Below are 18,248 nucleotides of genomic sequence, written 5' to 3' on the forward strand. Positions count from 1 at the left end.
ACGCGGTCGAATGTGGGAGTGAGCCTGCTCGCGATGACGGCCTGACAGGCACCGCCTATATCAAACAGTGATCAACCGCTCCCGCAACTTGCCAATCTCATCACGCATCTGCGCCGCGGCTTCGAATTCCAGATCCCGAGCCAAGGCGTACATCTTCTCTTCCAAACCTTTAATGCGCTTGGCGATTTCCCCCGGCGAACGCAATTCGGCTTCGTACTTGGCGCTTTCCTCGGCGGCCTTGGCCATGCCTTTGCGCTTCTTGCTGCGCGAACCCGGCACGGTGGCGCCTTCCATGATGTCGGCAACGTCCTTGAACACGCCTTTGGGGGTGATGCCGTTGGCCAGGTTAAAGGCGATCTGTTTGTCGCGACGACGCTCGGTTTCGCCAATCGCCCGCTCCATGGAACCGGTAATGCGATCCGCATAGAGAATCGCCCGTCCATTAAGGTTGCGCGCCGCACGGCCAATGGTCTGGATCAACGAACGCTCGGAACGCAGGAAGCCTTCCTTGTCCGCATCGAGAATGGCCACCAGCGACACTTCCGGCATGTCCAGGCCTTCACGCAACAGGTTGATCCCCACCAGTACGTCGAAGGTACCCAGGCGCAGATCGCGGATGATTTCGACCCGCTCCACGGTGTCGATGTCCGAGTGCAGGTAACGCACGCGCACGCCGTGGTCGGCCAGGTAATCGGTCAAGTCTTCGGACATGCGCTTGGTCAGCGTGGTGACCAGCACCCGCTCTTCCAGCGCCACCCGCTTGCCAATCTCGGAAAGTAGATCGTCGACCTGGGTCAGTGCCGGGCGGATTTCGATTTGCGGGTCCACCAGACCGGTCGGACGGACCAGTTGCTCGACCACGCGACCGGCATGTTCCGCCTCGTAGTTGCCCGGCGTTGCCGATACAAAAATGGTCTGCGGGCTGATGCTTTCGAACTCGTCGAAACGCATTGGCCGGTTATCCAGCGCGGATGGCAGGCGGAAACCGTATTCCACCAGGGTTTCTTTACGCGAGCGGTCACCCTTATACATGGCGCCGACCTGCGGCACGCTGACGTGGGATTCGTCGATCACCAGCAAGGCGTCGGCCGGCAGGTAGTCGAACAAGGTCGGTGGCGCCTGACCGGACTCACGGCCCGACAGGTAGCGCGAATAGTTTTCGATGCCGTTGCAATAACCCAGCTCGAGGATCATTTCCAGGTCAAAACGGGTGCGCTGTTCCAGACGTTGGGCTTCCACCAGTTTGTTGTTGGAACGCAGATAGTCCAGACGCTCCTGCAGCTCGACCTTGATCCCTTCGACAGCACCGAGCAGGGTTTCTCGCGGCGTCACGTAGTGGCTTTTCGGGTAGAACGTGAATCGTGGCAGCTTGCGGATGACCTCGCCGGTCAGCGGATCGAAAGCAGACAAGCTCTCGACTTCGTCATCGAACAGCTCGATGCGGATCGCTTCAAAATCGGATTCGGCCGGATGAATGTCGATTACATCGCCGCGCACCCGGAAGGTCGCCCGGGCAAATTCCATGTCGTTGCGGGTGTATTGCAGGTCCGCCAGGCGTCGCAGCAAGGCGCGCTGATCGAGCTTGTCGCCGCGATCCACGTGCAAAACCATTTTCAAATAGGTTTCCGGGCTGCCCAAGCCGTAGATGCACGACACCGTGGTGACGATGATCGCGTCTTTGCGCTCCAGCAAGGCTTTGGTCGCCGACAACCGCATCTGCTCGATGTGGTCGTTGATCGACGCATCTTTCTCGATAAAGGTGTCCGACGACGGCACGTACGCTTCAGGCTGGTAGTAGTCGTAATAGGAAACGAAATACTCGACGGCGTTGTTCGGGAAGAACGCCTTGAACTCGCCGTACAACTGCGCGGCCAGGGTCTTGTTCGGCGCCAGCACCAGGGTCGGACGCTGAACTTGCGCGATCACATTGGCGATGCTGAACGTCTTGCCTGAGCCGGTCACACCGAGCAAGGTCTGGTGCGCCAGCCCGGCTTCAATGCCCTCGACCATCAGGCGAATGGCTTCCGGCTGGTCGCCGGCGGGCTCGAAGCGGGTGACTAGCTGGAATTCAGACATGAAATACCTCTGATATCGCGCTAGCGCGGTTAAACCGGCAGCAACGAGAAAGGCCGCAAACGACTGACGTCGCCCGAGGAAAAAACTGGATTGTGCTCAATGTGGAGTCGAATGCCTTCGCTTTCAAGGCAAACGTCCTACATCGCGTAAAGACTTAGACGATGCCAATCGACTAACGGTCGAAAAATAATCGGAAAAACTTAACTTAAAAGCCCAATCGTCTGTCGCCTTCAATCGTGGATGGCCTCTATACTAGCTCCCCGTTTGTGCACCGCTCTAGTGCATTCGGCTGGAGCGCGACACGTCCCTCCACTCTCCATTCAGAGCCGCCGCAAAAATGAGCCTGTTCTCCGCTGTCGAAATGGCACCACGCGATCCAATCCTGGGCCTCAACGAAGCATTCAACGCCGATACACGCACCACCAAGGTCAACCTGGGGGTCGGTGTTTACTGCAACGAGGAGGGGCGAATTCCACTCCTGCGCGCCGTTGTCGAAGCCGAGACGATTCGCGTCGCTCAGCACGCTTCCCGTGGCTACTTGCCAATCGACGGCATTGCCGCCTATGACCAGGCGGTTCAAAAACTGCTGTTTGGCAATGACTCGCCGCTGATCGCTGCTGGTCGCGTCATCACCACCCAGGCCGTTGGCGGTACCGGCGCCCTGAAAATCGGTGCCGATTTCCTCAAGCAACTGCTGCCGAACGCTGTCGTGGCCATCAGCGACCCAAGCTGGGAAAACCACCGCGCCCTGTTCGAAACCGCCGGTTTCCCGGTGCAGAACTATCGCTACTACGACGCCGCGACCCATGACGTTAACCGCACCGGCCTGCTCGAAGACCTGAACGCCTTGCCGTCCGGTTCGATCGTTGTGCTGCACGCGTGCTGCCACAACCCGACTGGCGTGGACTTGAGCCCGGCGGACTGGAACAACGTTCTGGAAGTGGTGAAAGCCAAAGGTCACGTGCCATTCCTCGACATGGCCTACCAGGGCTTTGGCGACGGCATCGACGAAGACGCGGCGGCCGTGCGCCTGTTCGCTGAATCGGGCCTCACCTTCTTCGTCTCCAGCTCGTTCTCCAAATCCTTCTCGCTGTACGGCGAGCGCGTTGGCGCCCTGTCGATCGTCAGCGAATCGAAAGAAGAAAGCGCGCGCGTGTTGTCGCAAGTCAAACGCGTTATCCGCACTAACTACTCCAACCCGCCGACCCACGGTGCAAGCATCGTCGCCGCCGTGCTCAACAGCCCGGTACTGCGCGCACAGTGGGAAGAAGAACTGGCCGAAATGCGCCTGCGGATTCGCGGCATGCGCACCCAGATGGTCGACCTGCTGGCGAAAAACGCACCACAGCGTGATTTCAGCTTCGTCGGTCGTCAGCGCGGCATGTTCTCCTACTCGGGCCTGACCGTTGAGCAAGTCACCCGCTTGCGCAGCGAGTTCGGTATCTACGCCTTGGACACCGGCCGTATTTGCGTGGCTGCGTTGAACCAGAGCAACATTGATGCGGTGACCAAGGCCATCGTTGCAGTGATCTGAGTGGTTGCGTGATATGAAAAACGGGAAGCCAGATGGCTTCCCGTTTTTTATTGTTCGCAGATAATTCTCGGTAACTGGAACGAGACCTTTAAACTGCTCCCCAATCAAAATGTGGGAGCGAGCCTGCTCGCGATGGCGGTCGACCTGCCAGCATCGATGTTGAATGTAGGGCCCTCATCGCGAGCAGGCTCACTCCCACAGGTATTGTGTACACCCGAGAATTCTTCAGAGAGCCCACATGAAAAACGATGACCTACGCGCCGACCGTGACGAGCTGGACGATTTCGTCCCTCGCACCCCGGCCAAACGCGGTAACAACCTGGTGCTGCAAGTGGCTGCTGGCGTATTTCTCGGCGGCCTGGCGCTGTGGCTGGTGCAGCTGGGCGCTACGATGCTGTACGCCAAACTGATGCTCGCCACAGTGACGTTCGGCGGTTAAGCCAGTTCGCTGGCGCGCTGACTGGCGGCGTCGTCATAGGCGACGTAAAGCGATTCGGCAACCTGACTCTTGATCGCCTTGGCGCTTTCCAGACCAAGGACAAAACCTTCAGCCTTGCCGCCCGCACGATTCAGATCGTCTGCGGTGCTGGCCTGGGTGATTGCATCGAACAGTTTCTCGGCGTGCGGGCCGACACCTTTGGGCAGGCTGATCTGAGCGATGCTCATGGGAACACCCCGTTGATTTGAGGAGTGAGGATTGGGTGATTCATGGCGCGTACCTTTTCGGCGAATGGCCGGCAGCGCGTGTAACCACTTCCGGGCGGCCATGGTAGACCTCTGAGGCGATTCTGGTAACCGCCCACGGTCGATAAACCACCGTCCGTCCCCATGAACCTGTCATGTTCTACACAAGCGCTTGACTTCTCTTTTTGAATCAGTAACATACACGCCATTCCGCGATAGCTCAGTTGGTAGAGCAAGTGACTGTTAATCACTGGGTCCCTGGTTCGAGTCCAGGTCGTGGAGCCAGACAGCAATATCGAAAAGCCCCTGAATCGAAAGATTCAGGGGCTTTTTTGTGGCTAATGAAAAACAGGGCGTTTGAATGTGTCCCGCCAAGAGTAGGACGTTTCCTGATTTTCCGTAGCCCAATTTCATAGCTCCCTCCTCCCCCCTTAAAACATTGAGCTAGAGCGTCAATATCCACATCTGTGATGGCCAGATGCAGTCTGTAAGACGAAGAGTTTCTGCGTTATGAATAGCGCCTTTCGCCTGTCGATATCCATGGATTGTTCACGTGTCAGAGTTACTCAAACTCAAGGAGAACGTCCTTGTCCCTCACCCTTCTGGCTCTTTGAGCTTTGGCACCCTTCCCGACATGCCCAAGTTCGAATTACGGGGAGGTGAAATATTCCTGAGGGTCGGAATTCATAAGGGAATAAACAAAGGGTTTGGCGTTCGACATGTCTGGGAAGCCCACAAGACCGATTTAGCCAAGTATGGCTGTCACACCATCGACGACGTCGCTACACACATAGCCAAAATGGTCGTGCCTGGCGCTCCGATCTACTGCGAGTTCAAGGAAATGCGCGGTGACCACAGGGTTGCAGTCCTGAAAAATCCTACAGGTTCGCTAATCCTTGAGCCGAGGAACGAGCGTCGTGGCTTCGGCTATTACGTCGTGACCTGGTATCCCAAGCGGCGCGCAGAAGGCACTTTGGTAGGCACCATCGCCAAACCGGACTCAAGAAAATAAAAACCAAGACAATAAAAAAGGCGCCCTTGAAGGACGCCTTTTGAATATTTCGAGGAGTAGTCGCAGCGATTCTTTAGCTCCTGGCCACGAATGACCTTGGGTTCAGAATCCGACCGGCATGCCAGTCGTCACTACTTCAGAGGGAGCCAGCTTCTCTGCTGCCAACAAGATGGGGGGCCGATACTGGAGGCCGAGCCCAAGGATGCGCAATTGCAGACCTCGAATCAGATTTTCAGCCATGAGCGGAGCGAGTGTCAACCTGTCACTCGAACCGCCCTTGATTGCTGTCAGACATGCTCACTACTTTTGGCATGAGCCGCTCGATGCTCACCCGTCTCATGCCCCGCCTCCACCACCGGAATTTCATTCCCGTCGCAGTCACGCAGTTTGCCTTCGCTGAAGTAATCCCCTTCACGCAACGCGGCCAGGTCCTGGTAACGCAGAACGCGTTCAGTGCCAGCAGCAAACACTGACTGCTGGTCCGAGTTACCGGCGGTGAGGTGGTTGAAGGTCAGGTTCAGCACGATGGCCATGATCGCCGAGGAGCTGATGCCCGAATGGAAGATGGTCGCGAACCAGCTTGGGAAGTGGTCGTAGAAGTTCGGTGCGGCGATCGGGATCATGCCGAAACCGATGGAGGTGGCGACGATGATCAGGTTGACGTTGTTGCGGTAATCGACCTTGGACAGCGTACGAATACCGCTGGCCGCCACCGTGCCGAAGAGCACGATGCCAGCGCCGCCGAGGACAGACGTCGGTACGGCGGCGATGACGCGGCCCATGAAGGGCAATAGACCGAGGATCACCAGGAACAAGCCGCCGGTGGCGACCACGAATCGGCTCTTGATACCGGTAACGGCCACCAGCCCGACGTTCTGGGCGAAGGCGCTTTGGGTGAAGGAGCCGAAGATCGGCGCGATCATGCTCGACAGCATGTCGGCGCGCAGACCGTTGCCCAGCCGCTTGGAGTCGACCTTGGTGCCGATGATTTCACCGACGGCGAGGATGTCCGCCGAGGTTTCCACCAGGGTCACCATAACCACGATGCACATCGACAGGATTGCGGCGAAGTGGAACGTCGGTATACCGAAGTGGAACGGCGTCGGGAAGCCGAACATCGGGCCTTGCGTGACCGACGAGAAGTCCGCCATGCCGAGGAACACCGCGATGACGGTGCCGATCACCATTGCCAGCAGGATCGACAAACGGGAGATGGTCGAGCTGCCGATCTTGCTCAGCAACAGAACCAGCACCAGCGTCACCGCCGCCAGCCCGATGTTGGCCATGCTGCCGAAGTCCGGGGCATGGCTGTTGCCGCCCATGGCCCAGCGAGCGGCCACTGGCATCAGCGTCAGGCCGATGGTGGTGATCACAATGCCCGTGACCAGCGGCGGGAAGAACTTGGTGATTCGCGAGAACACCGGAGTAATCAGCAACCCGATCAGCGACGCGGCAATCACCGCCCCGAGAATCGACTGGAACCCGCCCTCCCCGCCACTGCTGACGATCGCCACCATCGTTGCGACGCCCGAGAAAGACACGCCTTGCACCAGCGGCAACTGACAACCGAAAAACGGTAAACCGAGGGTTTGCAACAATGTCGCCAAGCCCCCCGCAAACAATGAAGCAGCAATCAACAAACCGATGTCCGCCGGCGAAAGCCCGGCTGCCTGACCAATGATCAATGGGACTGCGACGATGCCGCCATACATGGTCAGAACGTGTTGCAGGCCGTAAGCCATATTCGCGCCGACCCCGAGGTTTTCGTCCTCGGGCCGTTGGTGTGAAACATGGGGCGTTTTCATGGTTGGGGGGTTCCCTGGTTTTTTGTTATGCGCACACTGTATGCAAGACTTAGGACAAATGTCTATAGAGTTGTATACAACTCACCAGTCAGATTATGGACATGTGTCCACACGGCCCTCTGTCTGCGCGGCCTACCCCCACGTAAAAATTTTTGAAATACATCCTTCCTCTGTCTGCTCCCCTGCCCGCTAGTCTTCAGAATTCAAAGCGACCGCCGGCACGGACGCCTCTCGCTTATACATATAAAGTATGCATAATGAAGTCATTCGAAATTCAGTATCACAAGGCAAAAAACGCAGCCAACAAACTTAAGCACTACGGCATCAGCCTCGCCGAAGCGGAACCCGTGTTTTATGACGATCGAGCGCTGACATTTCAGGACAATCATCATGATGAGCCACGATGGATCACCATGGGACTGGACGCCAAGGCTCGCTTGTTGGTCGTTGCGTACACCTATCGCGATCCGAATTTCGTTCGAATCATTTCCGCGCGCCTCGCCACCAAAAGCGAATGCCGCCGCTACAGGGAAAACTGACCAATGAAAGATGAATACGACTTCAGCAACGCCAAGCGTGGAGCGGTTGCCTCCAGCAAAGGCAAGACCCGAATTACCATCATGCTCGATGACGTCGTCATCGAAGCGGCGCGCGCCATGGCTGAGGATGAGGGGTATGGCTACCAGACCGTGATCAATAACACCTTGCGCCAGGCGTTACTCGGCCAAGGGGGCAAAACTGCTACCTCCGACCCGGGCGTCGCTGTTGCCAATGCCGGACATTTCAAAGAGGGGATTTCAGCTTCCGAGCTGCAAAGCCTGGAGAAAAAACTGGCAGAGGTGCTTAGCGAGATCCACCGCGTAATGAAGCCTTGAATTCGACCCGACAAAGGAGCAGATCGATCACGCCTGCTCCTTTTCTCGTTGCGTGCAATCGAACGCCTATGCCGAGGCAATCAATCGCCCAAGCACCTGTTTCAAGCCCGCATGCTCCGGCAGCAGAATGCCGAACTCACGCTCCAGCACCTCACTCAACTCCTCAACATCCGTCACCTGCCGCCGCTCGCTCTCGGCACCCACCCGATGAATCGCGAAACTGCCGTTGTTCAGCGTGCGTCTCCAACCCTCTCCAGTCCGCGCGACCATCAATTGTTTGGCAAACGATGAGTCGGGATGGGTCGAGACGTACCAGTTGCCGAGGGCGTAATCGATGTCTTCCTGGCGTTGCAGGTCGAAAATGTACATCGCTCGCCATTCACCGCCGACGTTGGCGCGCAAGGTGTAGCCGTCTTCATGGCGCTCGATGCGATAGGGTTCGTGTGGCGTGCGCTGTTCGGCATTGGTGTCGAGCACCAGCGGTGCGGTCGGCACCATGCCGCCGAAACCCACGTCGGTGATGTAGCGCACGCCATCCAGCGTGACCAGGCTCAAGCGATGTGTGCGGGCGGTCCAGGCGCCTTCGGGCTGCCCCATGACCACGCGACCGGTGATGCCGCGCGCCGCGAAACCCAGCTCCTGGAGCAAGGCCAGGAACGCATTGTTGAGTTCGTAGCAATAACCACCGCGCCCCGTGTGCAGAATTTTCTGCTCGATGGATGGCAGATCGATGAGCACCGGCTCGCCTGACAGCGTGGTGAGGTTTTCGAACGGGAAGGCGCCAGTGTGGCGCAACTGAAGCAGGCGCAGGGTCTCCAGGGTCGGCGCCGGGGGCGCGTCGAAACCCAGGCGTTGCAGGTATAACGCACGGTTCGTCAGGCGTGGCTCGCTCATTGCTCGGTCCTTATGCACGGGGCCGCGGATCTCTCCGCCGATGGGCGCCATGTATAAGGGATAAAGCGGCCCGACTGACAATTGATTTAGCCAATCGCCTGGCGCATTGAAATCAACGCCGCTTGCGCGAACCCAGTCGAATCCACGTCGGTGCGTGATCGCTGGCGTGCGGTTCGTTGCGCACCCACGCATCGACTCCGGCCTCTTGCAGATAAGGACTCAACGCCGGGTTAAGCAGCAGGTGATCGATGCGCAGCCCGGAATTTTTTTGCCAGTGCTGCCTGAAATAATCCCAGAAGGTGTAAAGCCGATCCTCTGGATACAGATGACGCAGGGAATCGGTCCAGCCCTGGTCCAGCAAGCGCTGGTAACACTCTCGACTTTCCGGTTGCAGCAAGGCGTCCTTGAGCCATGAGCGCGGGTTGTAGATATCCAGGTCGGTGGGCACGACGTTGTAATCCCCGGCCAGCACCACCGGGTGGTCGCTGCTTTGGAGGTCCTTGGCATAAGCGATCAGCCGCTCAAACCACGCCAGCTTGTAATCGAACTTTGGCCCGGGCTGTGGATTGCCGTTGGGCAAGTACAGGCAGCCCACCAAAACTCCGTGCACCGCAGCCTCCAGGTAGCGGCTATGGGTATCGCTGTCATCCCCCGGCAGACCGCGCCGGCTCTCCAGAGGCTGGGCATCACGGGCCAGAATCGCCACCCCGTTCCACGACGACTGGCCTTGCCAGATGGCGCCGTAACCCGCTGCTTCAAGTTCGGCGGCGGGGAATGCGCTGTCGACCGACTTGAGTTCCTGCAAACAGGCAATGTCCGGTTTTTCTCGCTCAAGCCAGGCCAGCAAATTCGGCAAGCGGGCACGCATGCCGTTGACGTTGAAGGTGGCGATTTTCAGGTTCTTCATGGTCCCGGGCTCGTAACGGATTGACGGTATCCAGTTGTGACCGGGGCGCGTCGTGTCAGTTGCCACGACACACCAGGCAGGCGACTAAAGGTGCGGGCCCTGCGTCGGATAATCGTCTTGCGAAGCCCTGAGCAACGGCAGCAACGCCTGTTTTTCCATCGGCCGACTGAGGTAGAAACCCTGCACCTCGTGGCACTCGTCAGAGATCAGGAAGTCCAGTTGCTCCAGCGTCTCGACGCCCTCTGCGGTCACGGTCAGGCCCATCGCCTTGCCCAGGTTGATGATCGCCTGCACCACCGCGCGGTCATTACCGGCACCGCCCATGGAGGAGATGAAACGCTTGTCGATCTTGATCCCGTCGAACGGGTATGTGCGCAAGTAACCCAGCGACGAATACCCGGTGCCAAAGTCGTCCATGTTCAGCCGCACACCCAGTTCTTTCAGTGCGTTCATGGTCGCCAGGGCGCCATCGACATCGTTGAGCATCACGTTTTCGGTGATCTCCAGTTCCAGTCGACTGGCCGGCAAGCGGCTATGGATCAACGCCTCCCTGACATCCTCCACCACGTCACTGCGAATAAACTGCACGGGCGACAAATTGACCGACACCATCAGCTCGCCCGGCCAGCTCAGTGCCGTCTCGCAAGCTTCGCGCAGCACCCAGCGACCCAACGGCACGATCAGGTCGGTTTGCTCCGCCAATGGAATAAACGTATCGGGCGCCAGCAGGCCCTGCACCGGATGCTGCCAGCGCAACAACGCTTCGACCGAGACGATCTGCTTGCCATCAACGTGATAACGCGGCTGATAGTGCATCACGAACTCGTTGTTCTTGATCGCCTGGCGCAAGTCGTTTTCCAGTTTGCGTCGATGCTGGATCTGATCGTTCATGTGCGGCGCAAAGTAGCACCAGGTTTTCTTGCCGTCGGACTTGGCCTGATACAGCGCGATGTCGGCACACCGGATCAGCTCTTCCGGCATGTGCCCCTGCCGCCGGCTCAAGGCGATCCCGATGCTCGCGCCGATGTGCAGCGTGTGATGGTCATAGTGAATCGGCTGATGCAGGCTTTCGAGAATACGCTCGCAGATCCGGTCGATTTCCGTGTGGCTATCCATGCCATTGAGCACCAGCACAAACTCGTCGCCACCCAGTCGGGCGACCAGATCGATGTCCCGCGTGCACTCACGCAAGCGCGCAGCAACCTCCAGCAATACTGCATCGCCGGCCGGGTGGCCGAGGGAATCATTGATCGGCTTGAAGTTGTCCAGATCGATCATCAGCAACGTCAGCGCCGCCGAATGCTCCCTGAGCACCAAGGCCTCTTCGAGGTAGCGCGCCAACTTGTTGCGATTGGGCAGGCCGGTCAGGGCGTCGTGCAACGACAGGTGCTGGATTTGCGCGTGGGCAGCCACTTCATCGGTAATGTCACTGGCCGTTCCGCGGTAACCCACCACGGTGCCTTTGTGATGGATCGGGCGGGCAGACACCCGGCAAATGCGCTGCTGCCCGGATTGATCACGATAGGAACAACGCAGATGACTGACGCTGTGTTCTTCATTGAGCCTGTTCAGCCACAGTGACAAGGACGTGGTATCACAAAACAGCAATTGCTCGATGTCCTGTCCCAGCCACTGTTGCTCGGAATACCCGGTGACGGCGCCGAAACGTCCGGACAGGTACGTGATGTGATGCCTGTCGTCGATCTCCCATATCCAGTCGGAAGCCGCCTCGGCCACCGCGCGAAAACGTTCCTCACTGGCCTCCAGCGCCTGGTTCGACAGGTCGAGGTTGATGTAACTGGCATCCACATGGCCGGACGCGCGCAACACATAGCGGAAGAAATAAATCGTCAACAACGCAAGGATCAGCAAGGCGCCGCCCAACGGAGGCAGCAGCGACCAGAGCAGTTGATGGCCTGGCTGTTCGAGCCGCGACACCAGGCTGAAACCGGTGCCCGTGAGTGCCACAGCAGGCTGGCCGGGAACGAGGGTGTTGTCAGCTGCAAGGCTCAAGTCATGCAAACCGTAATCGGTGCTCAAGTCATTGAGTTTTTGCGGGCTCAATTGATCCACAAACACCAGCACCGAGGTGCTGTGGGGATCGACCGCTGGCCGCTCGTCATTGGGGATGATCGCGGCAGCCGTCAACAACGCGGGCTGGCCTTCGAACAACGTGAACTGGCTGACCGGAACGAGCAGGCTCTCCTGCGCCTGCACAACCTTGATCAACTGCGCCATCGATGTCGACACTAAGGCTGCAGCGTCATCGTGCGATTGAACGCCGCGCACCACGGCGTATTTGGTCCGCTGAGGATCGACCACCAGGACCGCGTCGTAATGGTCCGTGGTGAACAGGGTTTTACCCATGTTCTGCTCGGTATACGCCCACTGCACATCAACCTCACCGTTCAGGTGATCGTAGGCGGTTGTCCAGGTGGCATAACTGGCGACGTAGTTTTTCGAGGCGGAGATGCGGTTTTCCAGCGCGCGCTGGGTGTAGAAAGTGGTCTTGGCCAGGTCCTGGGCATCGAGCCGGCCGGCAATGTTGAACAGTGCAACCAGGGCAATCAGCACCCCGAGGACAAATAACAGCCCGACGGCCCAGACCAGGTTGCGTGTGATCGGCGTATGGCGCGCAGGGGCGGCAGTGGTAACGGCAGTCATTTCCATGCACAAGTCCTGTCAATCGATTGCCTGATCCGGTGCATGACAGGCAAGCGTCCATTGACCATAGCAGTCCTGCCTGGTCATCGCTCCACGACTATTGCCAATTGATAAGCGCTACCTTGTAATGGCGCGTGTCACCTGCCCCCTTTTATGCTGAGAACGCCTCGCCCATGGACACCCTGGAAGGTCAACGCATCATCCTGCGCGCCCTGCACATCAGCGATGCCGATGCACTGGTCAATGCCGCTCGGGATGGCGAACTGTGGAACCTGACAGTCACCGTCGTCCCCTCCCCGACCACCATCGACAGCTACCTTAAAAAAGCCCTCGACGGTCGCGAGGCGGGAACGGTCCTGCCTTTCGTTATCGTGCTCAAGGACACTGGAGAGGTCATCGGGTCGACACGCTTCTGGAAAATCGACCGCCTCAACCGCAAGCTCGAAATCGGCAGCAGCTGGATTTCCGCGCGCTGGCAGAAAACCTTCGTCAACACTGAAGCCAAATACCTGATGTTGCGCTACGCCTTCGAGGTGTTGGATTGTGTGCGGGTGCAATTCACGACCGACGAAAATAATCAGAAATCACGCGCTGCCATCCTGAGGCTCGGGGCGCAACAGGAAGGCATCGTGCGCCACGAACGGATCATGCCGGATGGACGCAAGCGTAACTCGGTGCGCTTCAGCATCATTGATGAGGAATGGCCGCTGGTGCGACAGAATCTTGAAAAGAAGCTGACTGAAAACAGCCGTCGCTGATGCCTCACAGTGCTTGTTCGCGAAGCAGCCACTCGGCATAGCAGGCAAACCAAACGCTTTCCCCGTTGAATAGTCGCCAACAACATGAACGAAAAGGAAATCGTCACCGTGTCTATTTACTTCCGCCCCGGCCGCTTAGCTGACGCACTCTGCATCAGTGGCCTCGCAACTCAGGTATTCCTCGATACATATGCCAAGGAAGGCATGCGCGCCGATATCGCCGAAGAAGCATTGACGGTGTATGCGCCTGCACAATTCGAAGCGAGGCTGAGCCATCCAGGCACTCAATTTGTAGTCGCCGAATGCAATGGTCATCTGCTGGGCTTCGCAGAGATTGCCCGTCATGCCGATACCTCCAATCTATTATCGGAAAGCATGGAGCTGGTACGTTTGTATGTGCAGCGACATGCTCAAGGGCAAGGGATCGGGCGTGTTCTGCTCAACCATGCCGAAACGCTGACACGCGAATCCGGACTTCCTTTTTTATGGTTGACAGCCTGGGTTGAAAACCACCGCGCCCTGAGGTTTTACACCGCGCAGGGATACGAAGCGGTGGGCGTTACTCATTATGCATTCGGGGGAAATGCCTATGAGAACCGGATTTTCAGGAAGATCTCGTTTATACAGGCCGTCGAAAGCACATCCTATTAGTGTGTTTGTCACACATCGGGCTTGAAAAAGCCCTTAAGCCAACCACTCGTCATCCAGCCAACATCCATCGCCCTCCCCGGCACACCATCATCAGGTAACGACTCATCCTGGGAGGCGTGCCCCGATGAACATCAAAATCACCTCGCTGCTGCTGGTCGGTTTTCTGTGTGCGGCAAACGGGGTCGCTTATGCCGTCTCCAACAACGGCATCGGCGCTGACGCGACCGGAATCCAGTCCGGCGCAATTCGCGGTTCGTCGGCGCCGCCCGATAACACTCCAGGCTCACCGGCATCCGGCAGCAACGCAGGCAATGGCACTGGCACGTCTGGCGGTGCCAGCGGTTCAGGGTCCGGCGCGGGCGGTGGCACGGGGGCTGCCGGCGGCGGAACCGGCGGTGCCGGAGGTGGCACTGGCAGCTGGACGCATAAAAGCAGCCCATGATGAACATCGTGGGCTGCTTTTTTATGCGCGGTATTTACAGGCGCTTGATAGGAGGTGGGTCCCATTTTCCATTGAGCGCTTCAGGCTTGGGCCCATATAGACGCATGGTCAGGTTGAACGGGCCTTTGGGCGCGGGAAGCCAATTGGCTTCAAGTTCCTTTCCCGGGCTTTCATTCTGGAAGTAGATATCCAGCGATCCATCCGCGTTGGCCTTGAACGGCATCCAGCTACTGACCGCAAAACGGTTGAGCTCATTGCCGACCTGGAAACCTTCAGGGTCGTACAAGGTGATCGACCAGAACGCATTGACCGGCGGCGCTTTACCTTTATCGAAATGCAGCACGTACCGGTTAGCCCCCTCGAGCGGTTTGCCGGTGTCGTCGCCTATGTTCAACGGATAAATCGCATCCTCAGGCAAGTTCGCACCCAGCCCCATTTGCGCAACGATCGCGCGCTTGAGGTAGTAGTTGCCATAGACCCCCATCGTGTCGGTGTTCATCGACCAGCCGTTGACCACCCGTGCAAGGGTTGCGACCTTCCACTTCATCAATGCCTGGGCCTCCTCGGGCACTGTTTGAAGCGCTGCCTTAACGTTGGCATCGAGCGCCTCGATGTCGAACGGTTTGCCGGCTTCGATACCGATGCGCTGCATTTGCGCCAGGATCGGTTGGTCGGTGATGTGAGGCGGATGGACCTTGAGCAACGCGGCGGCGTAGGTGAAGTAGTTGGCTGCCGACATCGTATCGACCTGAATCTTCGGCGGCGTTTTCATGTCCACCGTCGGGTCGATGACCACGTTGACCGGTTCAGCTTTTTTGCCCATTTGCGACAACGGGGTCACGGTGTAGCCCGCCTGGATTTTATGCACCGCGTCGTAGTCCGCCGCCCCGTCGGTCTTGGTGCGACCAATGACCCAGACGAAAGGCGTGGGCGCCGGCAATTGATTCAATCCGGGCGGCACCGTTCCGGTCCATCCCGGTGGTGTCACCAGAAACTGACTGGCCTCGGTGCCCGTCGTGCGCCAACCCGGCGAGGCGAACACATCGCTCCACATGTCGAGCATCGGCAACAGGTAAAACCGCCCGGCGGTGTCCGGTGCGCTGATCACCAGCGGCTCCTTGGTCAAGTCGAGCCACGCGATGGAATACAGCGTGTCGAAGTTCGGCCGCACCACGCCTTTGAAATTGGCGGGTGGATACTGCGGCACACTCACAAACATGTTCATCGGGCCTTTACCGAACTCCTTGCCAGGTTCGATGTTGGTGAACTGCTTGCGGGTGATGTCCATGGTCAACAGCGGGTAAAAATACAGGTAGGCATCGACACCGATGGCGTGAGCTTCTGCGGGTGTGATTTTCGATTGAGCCTGGCTGGCCAATGGGAAGACGGCGCAGGCGGCAAGGCTTAGAGCAACAGCTGTCAATGCTTGAGTGATCAACATGTTGGCAATCGTCCGTGCTGTGGGGAGATCCGCCGGGTTCGGCAGAGCTACCGCAACTCTAGACGATCAAAACAGACGGATATGACAGGGAGACAAACGGCCAAAATCTGTTGCAGGACTGAAACAACCGCCCGAAATTTATCAACGATCCGAACGCATCAGCGCTTCCATCCCGCCTTCCATCGACAACACGGCCACCCGGTTTCGCCCCGAATGCTTGGCCTGATACAACGCCGCATCGGCGCGCTCGATGAACACTTCGATGGCGTCGAGCGCGGTCGGCACAAACGCGTAGCAGCCCAGACTGACCGTCAGGTAGCCCGTCGGTGAACCACTGTGGGTGATGTTCTTTCCCATGACGCTGTGGCGGATCTGTTCAGCAATGACCAGCGCGCCATGAATGTTGGTGTCGGGCAGCAAGACGGCAAACTCCTCCCCGCCATAACGCACCGCCAGATCGGCTTTTCGATGACAGCAACTCTTGACCGCCCGCGCCACCTCAGCCAGGCAATGGTCCCCCGCCACGTGACCGTAAGCATCGTTGTAACGCTTGAAATAATCGATATCGAGCATGATCAGGCTCAACGAACTCGACTGCCGGGCACCCCGGCCAAACTCGATGTCCAACGCCTGCTCGAACAGCCGACGATTGGCCAGCCCCGTCAGGCTATCGTGAGTGGCGATCAGCTTCAGCGCGTCCTTGGCCTTGCGCAAATCCGCCTCGACCCGTTCGCCAAGGCGCACCTGACGCACGAACACCCAACCGAACAGGCCAATGCCCATCAAAACCAGGGCCACGATCACGCTGGATTGAAACGCCGTGCCATACCAATCCTTGAGAATCGAATCCCTGGACGATGCCGCCGACACCACCAGCGGATAAGCATCGAGTTGACGGTAGCCATACAAGCGCACAGTGCCATCCACCACCGAGTTGATCATCGCGTCGCCGGAGGGCGCGTTGGGCAAGTGTTTCTGGAAGATGTCCCCCTTGGCCAACGAAGTGCCGATCTGCGACTCCACAAACGGCCGGCGCGCCAGTAACGTGCCGTCGGTCAACGCCAAAAACATCGAGCCGTTGTCATCGATGCTGAAGCTTTTGAAGAACTGGTCGAAGTAGGCCATTTTGATCTCGGCCAACAACACGCCCTGGAAGTTGCCGTTCTTGTCGTTCACCCGCCTGGAGACCGGAATGATCCACTCGCCATTCTGCCGACTGCGAATCGCCGGCCCAATATGGGCAATCGTGGACGCGTTCTGCTGGTGGAATTTGAAGTATTCCCGATCGGCGACGCCCGGGCCTCGGGGCATGTCCTCGAACGAGGTGACAATCCACTGTCCCTGCTTGTCGAACAGGAAAATCCCGTGCAACTGCCCAAGCGCCTGTACCCGCCGGGCCAAGGTTTTCTGCAAGCGAGGCCGTTGCGCCGTGCCGTAGCCATCGGTCTGGATCCAGTCCACCAGGCTGGTCAACACCAGATCGGCTTTCATGAAAGCGTCATCGGCCTGCTGCGCCATGGCCCGAGTCAGGTTCGACGACGCCACCCGCGCCAGCTCCAGATCGTGGCGGCGTGATTGCTCCAGCTGCAGATACAGAAGCGCACAGAGACAGAGGCACACCGTCACGATAAACAGCACCGCCGCCTTGAGCAGCGGCAACCGTTTCAACGCACCGCCCGGGGCTTGATGAGGGTCTTGAATGGGGATAGGCAAAAGCTCGTCCTGTAAGGGCAAGGCATGGGCAACGGCCCAAAGCCCTTATTTTTTGTGAGCTTAGTCTACGCAAGTTTTAGGGGCAATTGTCCTTTGGACAGCCGGCGCATCGCGCGGTGCAAATGCGCCCGCGCGCTCTGGTGGAGTTTTTGCGCACAGAGCTAACGGAGTCGCGGAACTGAGCATTTGCCACGACATGATTTGTCACGCTTGTATGGCTGACATGACGCAGGACAAAACCAGGGTTACGTTGAAGCGACTACGATTACTCATAGACCACCACAGGGAATTGAAATGAGTAAGGCAGACGAACTCGCGGCGAAGTTGAGACAAACCCGGCAGCCCCATGCTGAGCAGGTGATCGACAGTTGGCCGGGCCAGGTCTACGAGCTGTATCACCAGATCGAGGCGTGGCTGGTGCCCGTAACCGAAGTGGGCCTGGTCCTGCGGCGCAATCCCACTCATGTCTTTGAGCGCGATTTGGATGGTGAGACGTTCGACTATGCGATCGATCAATTGCTGATCGAGGGCAATGATCACCGCATCACTTTCGATCCAGTTGCGCGTTTCACCGAAGATGGTGCGGGCCGCGTCGAGATTCACGCCAAAAACAGGGAGCTTGCACTACTGCGCACCGTAGGCGAACACGGCGAAACGCATTGGTGGTTGCAGGCGATTGAGCAGTCCGGGCAACAACCGGATGCGGTGGCGTTGACCGAGCATAACCTGCTGGCGGTGGTGCAAGAGGGGCTGGAGCTCTGAGACCTGCGGGCGACCTCAAGGTCGCCCGCT

The 18,248-nt window shown here is 58.3% G+C and carries 17 protein-coding genes and 1 tRNA gene; 10 read left to right on the forward strand and 8 right to left on the reverse strand.

The features are described 5' to 3' along the window. Window positions 1-60: 60 nt before the first annotated feature. Window positions 61-2,076 carry an excinuclease ABC subunit UvrB gene (uvrB, locus tag HNR03_RS02445; RefSeq protein WP_090182258.1) on the reverse strand — a complete coding sequence of 672 codons (2,016 nt, stop codon included), beginning with the start codon at window positions 2,074-2,076 and terminating at the stop codon, window positions 61-63. A gap of 337 nt (window positions 2,077-2,413) precedes the next feature. Here uvrB and HNR03_RS02450 point away from each other — a divergent pair, with 337 nt between their 5' ends. After that, window positions 2,414-3,610 carry an amino acid aminotransferase gene (locus HNR03_RS02450; RefSeq protein ID WP_222585541.1) on the forward strand — a complete coding sequence of 399 codons (1,197 nt, stop codon included), beginning with the start codon at window positions 2,414-2,416 and terminating at the stop codon, window positions 3,608-3,610. 238 nt (window positions 3,611-3,848) lie between these two features. Further along, window positions 3,849-4,049: a hypothetical protein gene (locus tag HNR03_RS02455; RefSeq protein ID WP_090182254.1), complete on the forward strand. Its 201-nt coding sequence runs from the start codon at window positions 3,849-3,851 to the stop codon at window positions 4,047-4,049. Here HNR03_RS02455 and HNR03_RS02460 read toward each other — a convergent pair. Then, window positions 4,046-4,276: a hypothetical protein gene (locus HNR03_RS02460; RefSeq protein WP_208672134.1), complete on the reverse strand. Its 231-nt coding sequence runs from the start codon at window positions 4,274-4,276 to the stop codon at window positions 4,046-4,048. The two genes, HNR03_RS02455 and HNR03_RS02460, sit on opposite strands and share 4 nt — an antisense overlap. Before the next feature lie 227 nt (window positions 4,277-4,503). On the opposite strand from HNR03_RS02460, the gene HNR03_RS02465 reads away from it, so the two are divergent. Continuing rightward, window positions 4,504-4,579, forward strand: a tRNA-Asn gene (locus HNR03_RS02465). Between the two features lie 268 nt (window positions 4,580-4,847). Beyond that, window positions 4,848-5,306: a hypothetical protein gene (locus HNR03_RS02470; RefSeq protein WP_259150467.1), complete on the forward strand. Its 459-nt coding sequence runs from the start codon at window positions 4,848-4,850 to the stop codon at window positions 5,304-5,306. A gap of 287 nt (window positions 5,307-5,593) precedes the next feature. On the opposite strand, the gene HNR03_RS02475 is transcribed toward HNR03_RS02470, so the two are convergent. After that, complete coding sequence (locus tag HNR03_RS02475; protein WP_259150468.1) at window positions 5,594-7,111, reverse strand: nucleobase:cation symporter-2 family protein; 1,518 nt, start codon at window positions 7,109-7,111, stop codon at window positions 5,594-5,596. A 257-nt stretch (window positions 7,112-7,368) separates the two neighbouring features. Between HNR03_RS02475 and HNR03_RS02480 the strand changes: the two genes are divergently transcribed. Together HNR03_RS02480 and HNR03_RS02485 are read left to right on the forward strand one after the other, a co-directional pair. Continuing rightward, on the forward strand, window positions 7,369-7,650 hold the full coding sequence (locus tag HNR03_RS02480) for a BrnT family toxin (protein ID WP_259150469.1): 282 nt from the start codon (window positions 7,369-7,371) through the stop codon (window positions 7,648-7,650). Between the two features lie 3 nt (window positions 7,651-7,653). Then, a complete protein-coding gene (locus HNR03_RS02485; protein WP_259150470.1) occupies window positions 7,654-7,986 on the forward strand; it encodes a BrnA antitoxin family protein in 333 nt (110 codons plus the stop codon). A 66-nt stretch (window positions 7,987-8,052) separates the two neighbouring features. On the opposite strand, the gene HNR03_RS02490 is transcribed toward HNR03_RS02485, so the two are convergent. From HNR03_RS02490 to HNR03_RS02500, 3 genes are all read right to left on the reverse strand, one after another. Beyond that, window positions 8,053-8,880: an arylamine N-acetyltransferase gene (locus HNR03_RS02490; protein ID WP_259150471.1), complete on the reverse strand. Its 828-nt coding sequence runs from the start codon at window positions 8,878-8,880 to the stop codon at window positions 8,053-8,055. 112 nt (window positions 8,881-8,992) lie between these two features. Next, window positions 8,993-9,787 (reverse strand): exodeoxyribonuclease III, encoded by a 795-nt coding sequence (gene xth / locus HNR03_RS02495; protein ID WP_259150472.1) that lies wholly within the window; start codon window positions 9,785-9,787, stop codon window positions 8,993-8,995. An 84-nt stretch (window positions 9,788-9,871) separates the two neighbouring features. Beyond that, a complete protein-coding gene (locus HNR03_RS02500; protein ID WP_259150474.1) occupies window positions 9,872-12,457 on the reverse strand; it encodes an EAL domain-containing protein in 2,586 nt (861 codons plus the stop codon). A 167-nt stretch (window positions 12,458-12,624) separates the two neighbouring features. Here HNR03_RS02500 and HNR03_RS02505 point away from each other — a divergent pair, with 167 nt between their 5' ends. From HNR03_RS02505 to HNR03_RS02515, 3 genes are all read left to right on the forward strand, one after another. After that, a complete protein-coding gene (locus tag HNR03_RS02505) occupies window positions 12,625-13,209 on the forward strand; it encodes a GNAT family N-acetyltransferase (RefSeq protein ID WP_222585536.1) in 585 nt (194 codons plus the stop codon). Between the two features lie 84 nt (window positions 13,210-13,293). Then, window positions 13,294-13,860: a GNAT family N-acetyltransferase gene (locus HNR03_RS02510; protein WP_259150475.1), complete on the forward strand. Its 567-nt coding sequence runs from the start codon at window positions 13,294-13,296 to the stop codon at window positions 13,858-13,860. A gap of 124 nt (window positions 13,861-13,984) precedes the next feature. Continuing rightward, window positions 13,985-14,302 carry a hypothetical protein gene (locus HNR03_RS02515; protein WP_259150477.1) on the forward strand — a complete coding sequence of 106 codons (318 nt, stop codon included), beginning with the start codon at window positions 13,985-13,987 and terminating at the stop codon, window positions 14,300-14,302. 34 nt (window positions 14,303-14,336) lie between these two features. On the opposite strand, the gene HNR03_RS02520 is transcribed toward HNR03_RS02515, so the two are convergent. Both HNR03_RS02520 and HNR03_RS02525 read right to left on the reverse strand, forming a co-directional pair. After that, window positions 14,337-15,743, reverse strand: a complete 1,407-nt coding sequence (locus tag HNR03_RS02520) for a DUF1254 domain-containing protein (protein ID WP_259150480.1) — start codon at window positions 15,741-15,743, stop codon at window positions 14,337-14,339. A 141-nt stretch (window positions 15,744-15,884) separates the two neighbouring features. After that, window positions 15,885-17,456, reverse strand: coding sequence for a GGDEF domain-containing protein (locus HNR03_RS02525; RefSeq protein WP_259150481.1), 1,572 nt, complete (start codon window positions 17,454-17,456; stop codon window positions 15,885-15,887). Window positions 17,457-17,750: 294 nt separating this feature from the next. On the opposite strand from HNR03_RS02525, the gene HNR03_RS02530 reads away from it, so the two are divergent. Then, complete coding sequence (locus HNR03_RS02530) at window positions 17,751-18,218, forward strand: hypothetical protein (RefSeq protein ID WP_222585531.1); 468 nt, start codon at window positions 17,751-17,753, stop codon at window positions 18,216-18,218. Window positions 18,219-18,248 lie beyond the last annotated feature (30 nt).

Source organism: Pseudomonas sp. JAI111 (assembly GCF_024809425.1).
In the GTDB taxonomy this organism is placed as follows: domain Bacteria; phylum Pseudomonadota; class Gammaproteobacteria; order Pseudomonadales; family Pseudomonadaceae; genus Aquipseudomonas.

Bases quoted from the DNA above. Each gene is read 5' to 3' on its own strand.
- uvrB (WP_090182258.1), bottom strand. From the start codon at position 2,076: ATGTCTGAATTCCAGCTAGTCACCCGCTTCGAGCCCGCCGGCGACCAG.
- HNR03_RS02450 (WP_222585541.1), top strand. From the start codon at position 2,414: ATGAGCCTGTTCTCCGCTGTCGAAATGGCACCACGCGATCCAATCCTG.
- HNR03_RS02455 (WP_090182254.1), top strand. From the start codon at position 3,849: ATGAAAAACGATGACCTACGCGCCGACCGTGACGAGCTGGACGATTTC.
- HNR03_RS02460 (WP_208672134.1), bottom strand. From the start codon at position 4,276: ATGAGCATCGCTCAGATCAGCCTGCCCAAAGGTGTCGGCCCGCACGCC.
- HNR03_RS02475 (WP_259150468.1), bottom strand. From the start codon at position 7,111: ATGAAAACGCCCCATGTTTCACACCAACGGCCCGAGGACGAAAACCTC.
- HNR03_RS02480 (WP_259150469.1), top strand. From the start codon at position 7,369: ATGAAGTCATTCGAAATTCAGTATCACAAGGCAAAAAACGCAGCCAAC.
- HNR03_RS02485 (WP_259150470.1), top strand. From the start codon at position 7,654: ATGAAAGATGAATACGACTTCAGCAACGCCAAGCGTGGAGCGGTTGCC.
- HNR03_RS02490 (WP_259150471.1), bottom strand. From the start codon at position 8,880: ATGAGCGAGCCACGCCTGACGAACCGTGCGTTATACCTGCAACGCCTG.
- xth (WP_259150472.1), bottom strand. From the start codon at position 9,787: ATGAAGAACCTGAAAATCGCCACCTTCAACGTCAACGGCATGCGTGCC.
- HNR03_RS02500 (WP_259150474.1), bottom strand. From the start codon at position 12,457: ATGGAAATGACTGCCGTTACCACTGCCGCCCCTGCGCGCCATACGCCG.
- HNR03_RS02505 (WP_222585536.1), top strand. From the start codon at position 12,625: ATGGACACCCTGGAAGGTCAACGCATCATCCTGCGCGCCCTGCACATC.
- HNR03_RS02510 (WP_259150475.1), top strand. From the start codon at position 13,294: ATGAACGAAAAGGAAATCGTCACCGTGTCTATTTACTTCCGCCCCGGC.
- HNR03_RS02515 (WP_259150477.1), top strand. From the start codon at position 13,985: ATGAACATCAAAATCACCTCGCTGCTGCTGGTCGGTTTTCTGTGTGCG.
- HNR03_RS02520 (WP_259150480.1), bottom strand. From the start codon at position 15,743: ATGTTGATCACTCAAGCATTGACAGCTGTTGCTCTAAGCCTTGCCGCC.
- HNR03_RS02530 (WP_222585531.1), top strand. From the start codon at position 17,751: ATGAGTAAGGCAGACGAACTCGCGGCGAAGTTGAGACAAACCCGGCAG.